Source organism: Furfurilactobacillus siliginis (genome assembly GCF_001437435.1).
GTDB classification, from domain to species: Bacteria; Bacillota; Bacilli; order Lactobacillales; family Lactobacillaceae; genus Furfurilactobacillus; species Furfurilactobacillus siliginis.
Genome location: NZ_JQCB01000017.1, coordinates 21,391 through 29,654, shown reverse-complemented (window position 1 = coordinate 29,654; position 8,264 = coordinate 21,391). Strand labels below are relative to the sequence as shown.

Below are 8,264 nucleotides of genomic sequence, written 5' to 3'. Positions count from 1 at the left end.
CTTGAGTGAGAGTCAGTCAGGTTCAACTTCCCTAAGTGAAAGCCAATCAGGCTCAACATCACTGAGTGAGAGTCTATCTGCTTCAACTAGTTTGAGTGAAAGTGCTTCTGCCTCAAACAGTGCAAGTGGTAAGACATCTGGTTCCGATAGCTTGAGCTTGAGTCAGTCGGCCTCGACCAGCCTGAGCGAAAGTCAATCAGGATCAACTAGCTTGAGTCAGTCAGCATCGACGAGTTTGAGTGAGAGCGAAAGAAATTCTGGCTCGACGTCAAATAGTGCAAGTCAAAGTGCATCAACTTCATTAAGTGAAAGCACTTCAACTTCCTTCAGTGGGTCAGTTTCAACTTCGACTAGTCAATCAGGGTCTGTATACATGGCTAACCAGAAACTGAATTTGGCTCCAGAGATGACGGTTCAAGTTGGTGGCAATATTGATCTACGGTCACTCTTGATTTCAGCGGAAGATGGTGCTGGTAAACCGGCGGATATTGCAACTCTGCAAATGATACCGATGGACAGCTTCCCAGGGAATCTATCATTGCCAAGCAATCAGATTGCATACCGTTGGCTTGGTAAGCCATTTGATATAAACACACCTGGTGACTACTACATTGAGTTTGCTTACGGCGATCCGGTCTTTGCCACTGCGGTTATTCATGTGGTCGATGACGGGACGCCAGGAACTCATGGCAGCACGACTGGTTCTAACTCGATGTCAACGTCAACCGGTGATTCTACGAATACAAGCGGTACGGGTTCAACTGGTACAACTAGTGGTGCTGGTAACTCAGCCAATACCGGTAGTGCAGCCGTTGTTCAGACTGCCGCAACTACCGGAACCTCAACGCAACTTGCCATCGGTGGTAGCAATAACGTCGCTAAGACAAGCAACATGGTTTCGTTGAAGAATGGGACGGCGCTTCCAGAGACAGGCGAAAGTGATACTGAATTGTTAACCACATTAGGGCTAACTTCAGTCGTAACTATCTTGAGCTTGCTAGCTGCTAAGAAACGGCGTAACCAAGACTAAACAAGTGATTGTTTAGAATAAAAGAAAAGAGGGCGTTCTCATAAGCCCTCTTTTCTTATACATAAGTACTTTTCAACAACACATAAGGCAATAAAAAAAGACGAATATAAAATTCGTCTTTTCGGAAATCTATAGATGTAAAAGTGTCGCGAGTAAACTGGCAAGTATGTTAACTATGCTGGCCGCTAGTACGACAAACATTAAAACGCCAAGCACAATCATCGTTTTAGAACGTTTTTCTTTAACCGGCTTTTTGGGCAGCTGATCCCGTTCATCATTAAGTCGCTTATTAATATCATCATTTAACGGATCATTTATTTTTTTATTCATAGCATGATAGTATACTGGAAATGTAAGCGTGTCAAACGTTGATAATATTGAGAATATGAGGTGTGAAAATGAGTTTCAATCTTAATTTTATTGCGCTTCGTAAATATCGGAAAATCACGCAACAAGTTCTAAATTTGGAAGCCGATTATAAAAAACTATCTGATAATCAATTAAAAGATAACACACGACGTTTTCGTGAACAGTTGCAGAAAGGTGCAACGACTGACGACATTGTGGTTGAGGCCTTTGCAACTGCTAGGGAAGCAGACTTTCGTATTCTGGGTATGCGTCCCTTTGAGAACCAAGTCTTAGGGGCGGTGATGATTCACTTCGGGAATGTAGCGGAGATGAAGACTGGAGAAGGTAAGACCTTGACCGCCACGATGCCGATGTATTTAAATGGCTTAGCCGGGCCAGGAGCTTTTCTGATTACGGCGAACCCGTACTTGGCCAATCGTGATGCTGAGGAAATTGGGAAGGTTTATGAGTGGCTTGGTGAAACAGTTACCGCCGGAGTTGGTTTGAATGATGATGACAAAGTTGATGGCAAAGTTGTTTATGGTCACGATATTGTCTACACCACCAACAGCCAAATTGGTTTTGATTACCTGATTGATAATTTGGCAGATAGTGAAGATGACCGGAAGCAACGGGAGTTTCGTTTTGCCTTAATTGATGAAGTTGACTCTGTACTACTGGATACGGCACAAACACCATTAGTCATTTCAGGGGCGCCTAAAGTCCAATCCAATCTCTTTATGTCTGCGGATAAATTGGTTAAAAGTTTGGTTGAGAATCATGACTATGAGATTAGTGAAGACACGAAGTCAAGCTGGTTCACGGCTACTGGAATCGAGGATATGGAAACGTATTTGGGTATTTCAGAATTGTTATCTGAACAGTGGAGTGACATGTATCGGCATTTAGTCTTGGCGTTACGAGCTAACACGATTATGCATATTAACCGTGATTACGTGGTCGATAATAATGAAGTCTATTTATTGGATACCGATAATGGGCGCGAACTTGAAGGAATGAAGCTTGAGGCAGGGATGCACCAAGCCCTCGAAGCTAAAGAAGATGTGCCACTTTCAGATCAAACGCGGTCAATGGCGTCGATTACGTACCAGAACTTATTCAAGATGTTCACGAAATTGTCGGGGATGACGGGGACTGCATTGACGGCTGCTCATGAATTTATGGAAACGTATAATCTGCCGGTATTACCGGTGCCGACACATAAACCAAATATTCGGATCGATCATCCCGATATTATCTATTCAACAATGGAAAACAAAATTAACGCGGTTATTGACCTGATTAAGGAAACGCATGCAAAAAAGCGACCGATGTTAGTTGAAACCGGCTCTGTGTCTTTATCACGCTTGTACTCGCGGTTGTTATTGCGGGAAGGAATTGTGCATAACGTTTTAAATGCGCAAAGTGCGGCTAAGGAAGCCTTGATCGTGGCAGAAGCGGGTCAACCAGGCGCTGTCACAATTGCGACGTCGATGGCCGGTCGCGGGACTGATATCAAGCTTGGCCCAGGTGTTGCTGAAATGGGCGGATTGCTTGTTATCGGGACCGAACGCATGGACAACCAGCGCATTGATGATCAGTTACGGGGCCGTTCCGGACGACAAGGTGATCCTGGTGAAAGCGTGTTCTTTGCATCATTAGACGATAAAATCGTGATCGAAAATGCTCCGGATTGGATGGATGACTTTCGACGCAAGACAGTGGCCAGGGAAGCCGGTCAAAAAGTGGTGCCGCTGAAGTCACGGCGCGTTCGAAAAATCATCAATCGGGCGCAAAAAGATGCTGAGAACAATAGTGAAAGTGGGCGTACTAGTGGGATGGAGTACGACGAAGTCCTAAAGACGCAACGTGACATTGTGTATGCTTTTCGAAATAAAATAATGAAAACCGATCAGTTGGACCAACAAATCCAGTTGGTCGTTAACTATGCGATTAAGACAGTAACAAAGGAATTCACCGAGCCAAATAAAGAATTAACTGAGTACGTTATTAATAATGTTGATTACAATTACTTTAATAACACTGTTTTGCAAAAGCGTTCTTCAAGCATTGCAAGTGTCGAAGATAAGTTAAACGCAATCGTTAAAACAAGATTGGAACAACGAACTCAGGCGCTGCAAAGTGACTTTCAAATGAATTATTTACGGCGATTGTCAATTCTGAAGGCATTGGATACGGCGTGGGTCGATCAAGTTGATAATTTACAGCAACTTAAGTCGGCTATATCTAACCGCTCGGCCGGTATGCACAATGGCGCATATGAATATGAGCGCGATGCAAAGCGCTCCTTTGAAAGAATGAAGCAGACTTTTTGGAAAAGTGCTGTTAAAAATATGTGTCTATCCGAATTAGTACCGCAATCGGATGGATCAGTAAAAGTGGAGTTTCCATAAATGACTGCAATAAAAAACAACAAAATATTACGACGCGTGCTGTTCACCGTGCTTGTTTTAATTGTTCAGGAACTAGGTAAGGCGATTGTGTTGCCAACCATTAATATTGCTGACGCTCAGGCTTCATTACGCCACTATTCGTTCTATCAGTTTTTGGCAGCAACGACTGGTGGCCAATTTACGACGCCGACCCTGTTGTCGATTGGGTTAGCGCCGTATATGACGGGGATGATTCTGTTACAGGCAGTGCGATTGCTAGATATTGATGCGATCAACAACATGCCGAAAAGGGTCGAAAGTACTGTGCAACGATTAGCTATGCTGGTGATTGGCTTTTTGCAAGCCCTACAACTGGTGTACTTCATTAGAAAAGAAATTTTACCGGGTAAGATGATTGCTGGGATGTCGGTGAATTTTATCGTCAGTGTACTGCTACTGGTTGCTGGCACGATGTTTGTTTGTTGGCTGGCTGACATGAATAGTGAGTACGGTGCAGGGGGACTAGGCTTTATGTTGATGCCTAGTTTGATCTCCGCCACCCCACGGATTCTTATGCAAGGGCAGGGGCTTGGTACGCCGGGGATGATCTTTACACCGAAGCTAATCGCGATTATTGCTGTTGTTTGTATCATCTTTGTCTTTACGACTGTGTGGATCAATAAGGCTGAACGGAGACTGGTCATCAAACGTCCGATGATATCTAGTGACTTTGAATCATCTAATTTGCCAATTCGTGTTTTGGCGGCGGGCTCAATGCCATTAATGTTTTCAACGTCGGTGTTTATTATTCCAAGATACTTAGTTGCCTATGGTGCAAAAGGATCGACAATTGAATTTGTTGAAAAGTATTTCTCACTGGACAATATTTATGGGGTGACTGGCTATTGTTTGATTGTTCTTCTGCTAGGTAGTGCCTTTGCGTTTATGAATGTTCAACCAGAGCAAATAGCTAAATCTTTGAAAAAAAGTGGTGATTATATCGCTGGTTTTATCCCTGGCGATGTAACACGAAAGTATATCTCACATGAAGTGATTACCGTTTCATTTATAGGAAACGTGTATTTAACCGTTAGCTGTGGATTGCCGTTGATACTGGGGCTGTACTTTGACAATGTCAGCAACTTATCATTTCTATTTTCTAATGTCATTATTATGGTCACGATTTTAGATAATGTCGTTGATCAATTTCGCGCAATGTATTCCAGTCAGCATTATGACTTATTGCATCCAACTAAACGGTAAAGGAGGCGACGACGGTGCTGTTTTTAATGCCAACCTGGAATCAAACAGTTACAGAAACATCAAGTGATGGAATCACCACCTTGTTACGAATGTTTTTGCAAAATGATGAACCAGCCGAGTTTGTTCTCGCCGACTTACTGCCAAATTTACGCTATCAACTCAATGAAAATGGGCTATTTGGCGTAGACTATCATCGCATCTGGGACGATATTTTAGGAATTCAAGTTACCAATGGTTTACCGGTAGACGTGACTAAGTTAGGCCTGCCAGTTGATACGGAGCTAACGTATGCCGGACCAGGTATCATCGCCTCTTTAAGGGGGCGACCCTATGCGCGTATTAACTTTAATGAGAAATCTTTGATTAAAGAGGTTGTTTATCTGGAAAATACGGCTCAATCGACGACTGATATATATGATGATCGGGGATTTATGGTCACACGGCGAGTAGTCGCTGCCGATGGGCAGGTGTTACAACAGACGTGGTTTAACGAACAACAAGAGGCCATTATCAATTTTGATGTGATGGCACCTAGCGACGAACGTGTGCGTGTGAAAAAAAACGTGGGGCAGTTTAAAAAACTGCAATATGCATCGGTGGCTGATTTAGTGCACGAAGCAATTGGGCACTTCATCGCCAACAACGTGCGTGACAATGATGCTATCGTTGCTGATTTTAGTCAGGCAAATGTGGCAGTTTTGCAGGGGTTAAATGCACAGATACCATTATCATTCCTATGTACTAACTTACAGCGACAAACTTGGTGTTCTGAACAGTTGTGGCAAACAATAATCAAACAAGCACGTCATATGTTTGTCTTAAGCGCCACGGATAAAGCTGCTTTACGACAACTGCTGAAACAGCAGGAACTAACCCGGAAAGTTAAGATTGGCTATCCGTACTATACCAACCTCGAACTTGGGACGAGTAATGAAGAAACTGAAATGGTGATGTACCTACGCACCGGAGAACCAGGTGCCGAAGATCTCGATGCCATACTAGCCGTACTGATGCGTCGCGTTCTAGAAAAGGAACACAACAGTCTTGAAATCGAAACAGAAGCGGAAGTAGACCGGGTGGCGGATGCCTTAGTAAGCACCTTTGCCGCTAAATTCCCTAACTTACCTAAAGCCAATAAAGGAGCTGTGCGCATGGTGCTGGTCAGTTCTGATCAGATGTCAATTATGCGCGGCTTGCAGCAATTATTCCCAGAACCAGATGAACCTAAGACAGCAAGTGATGCAGTCATGCTCGCAGTAGCACCAGCAGAAAAGGCTGATGAAAAATCCGATAAAGAAGCTCATGACCAATACGTGGCAGCCCTATTAAAAATAAAGGTGCATGGGGCATTATCGTCGACGGTATTACAGCAGCGCTTGAATGTGATGCGGATGCTCATTGATCTTAGAACACCGACTGATAAATATATGCAGTTCAAAGCGATTAGTGCCGGTATTCCGCAGGTTATTAGCCGGCCAGATGAGCTGGTGGTTGAAGAGGAAAACGGCTGGGTATTGTCGGCAAAAAAACCGTTATCTGACGCGTTGAACTACTACCTGGATAATTTGCACAATTGGAATAAATCTTTGGTCTATTCGGTTAAGTTAATTCAGAAGTATATGTTTGATAATCAAACGAAATTTTGGAAGGATAGGGTGTTTAACGATGGCGCGGAAGAGAAAGTTGATTCACTTCGGTCAGGAAATTAAAGACGTTGTAATCACTGAAGATCCAGCGTTTGATTATGTGCACTTAAGTGGTCAGTTGGCCGATCAGTTGATTGATGGATGGCCGCTGTTACTTGATGGACAGTTAAATTCACAATTTCGGAATGACTTATTTTTAATAACAGCTCCGGTAACAAGTGAGGAATACGCTGAGTTATTGCCTTTCCTGCCAGCTAATCAAACAATGCGCACCGCCGACATTTTGCCGTTACCGGAAACAACCAGCCTAGAGACGCTAAAGAATATTCAGTTGGTGACACTGACGGATATCACTGTTTTTCGTAAGCTGATTGTGGAAAACTTTCTGCCTTTTCAGGTAGGGTATAAATTTGGCGTTGACACGTTGTCATTCGCATCTGCGTTTAAAGGTGATATTGAACAAAATGGGCACAACTTTGTACGAATTACCGACAACGTTGAAACATTTGATGCATATACGTATATTGCAAGTTGGACCGGTTCATTTAGTTTGCCGCGGCATTCTATTTGGGAATTAACCGGTGAGTTCAAGGCATTGAATCAATCGACGAACGTGATGGTGCGTATCCAGCTGTATGGAGTGAATGATCCAGAACCATATTTTCAACAAGACGTGGAAAATATGAATTTGCTCGAGCCACAGTTCCTATCATTAGACGATAACTGGGCATATGTCACCTTTTCACTATTTGTAAAGGGACACGCAATTGACTTTAAAATGGGCGCGTTACATCTGCGGCAATCCCACGAAGGTCGTGGAGTGCTAATGGTTGGTGGACATCGGTTAGTGGACCGCGAGAATATGGGCGAGGAACTTACTTACTACTTTGATCCAGCTGATTTAAAGCCACCGTTGAGTGTTTATTTTTCGGGTTTTCGGCCCGCTGAAGGTTATGAAGCGAATTTTATGATGCGTAGGCTAGGGACACCGTTTTTAATTTTTGGTGATCCGCGACTTGAGGGTGGTGCCTTCTATACAGGAAATGAGTATCTGCAAAAGCAGGTTGTGAAGGTAATCAACGAGACGTTGAAACAACTCGGTTTTACCAAAGATCAATTGATTTTATCGGGGCTATCCATGGGAACCTATGGTGCCTTGAAATATGCGTCACACATTGTGCCACATGCAGTAGTGTTAGGGAAACCACTAACCAATCTTGGTGATATCGCTAGCTCAGGCCGTATCGAACGCCCTGAGGAGTTTGCTACGGCTGAAGATATCATGACAAAGGTGAGTGACGGGCTCACGGAGCCCGCCATTGAGCAAGCTAATGCAAGCTTTTGGGATGACTTTAAGGGTGCCAACTTCTCACACACGACCTTTGTACTGTCGTATATGGAAAACGATGATTACGATGGGCGTGCCTTTGAAGACTTGCGGTCGTATTTGACGGAAACATATCCCGGCATCAGAATTCTACACCATGGTTTAGTTGGCCGTCATAATGATGATACGCCGGGCGTTGTTGACTGGTTTTTACGACAGTTTCGCAATATTTTATCAAGTGATTTTAATCGATAGGG

General features: G+C 43.6%; 6 protein-coding genes. 5 read left to right on the top strand and 1 reads right to left on the bottom strand.

The features are described from left to right. Positions 1–1,030: LPXTG cell wall anchor domain-containing protein (locus IV55_RS09140; protein ID WP_162260747.1), on the top strand; the 1,030-nt coding region annotated here is incomplete at its 5' end. Between the two features lie 129 nt (positions 1,031–1,159). Here the strand turns inward: IV55_RS09140 and IV55_RS10365 are convergent. Further along, on the bottom strand, positions 1,160–1,360 hold the full coding sequence (locus tag IV55_RS10365) for a hypothetical protein (RefSeq protein WP_146993633.1): 201 nt from the start codon (positions 1,358–1,360) through the stop codon (positions 1,160–1,162). 68 nt (positions 1,361–1,428) lie between these two features. Between IV55_RS10365 and secA2 the strand changes: the two genes are divergently transcribed. Genes secA2 through asp2 form a run of 4 tightly spaced genes read left to right on the top strand, consistent with a single transcriptional unit; the run spans position 1,429 to position 8,262 of the window. After that, positions 1,429–3,792 (top strand): accessory Sec system translocase SecA2, encoded by a 2,364-nt coding sequence (gene secA2, locus IV55_RS09135; protein WP_057811498.1) that lies wholly within the window; start codon positions 1,429–1,431, stop codon positions 3,790–3,792. Then, positions 3,793–5,034: a hypothetical protein gene (locus tag IV55_RS09130; protein ID WP_057811496.1), complete on the top strand. Its 1,242-nt coding sequence runs from the start codon at positions 3,793–3,795 to the stop codon at positions 5,032–5,034. Between the two features lie 14 nt (positions 5,035–5,048). Further along, positions 5,049–6,743: an accessory Sec system protein Asp1 gene (asp1, locus tag IV55_RS09125; RefSeq protein WP_057811494.1), complete on the top strand. Its 1,695-nt coding sequence runs from the start codon at positions 5,049–5,051 to the stop codon at positions 6,741–6,743. After that, positions 6,700–8,262: an accessory Sec system protein Asp2 gene (asp2, locus tag IV55_RS09120; RefSeq protein WP_057811492.1), complete on the top strand. Its 1,563-nt coding sequence runs from the start codon at positions 6,700–6,702 to the stop codon at positions 8,260–8,262. Before asp1 ends, asp2 begins: the two co-directional genes overlap by 44 nt. Positions 8,263–8,264 lie beyond the last annotated feature (2 nt).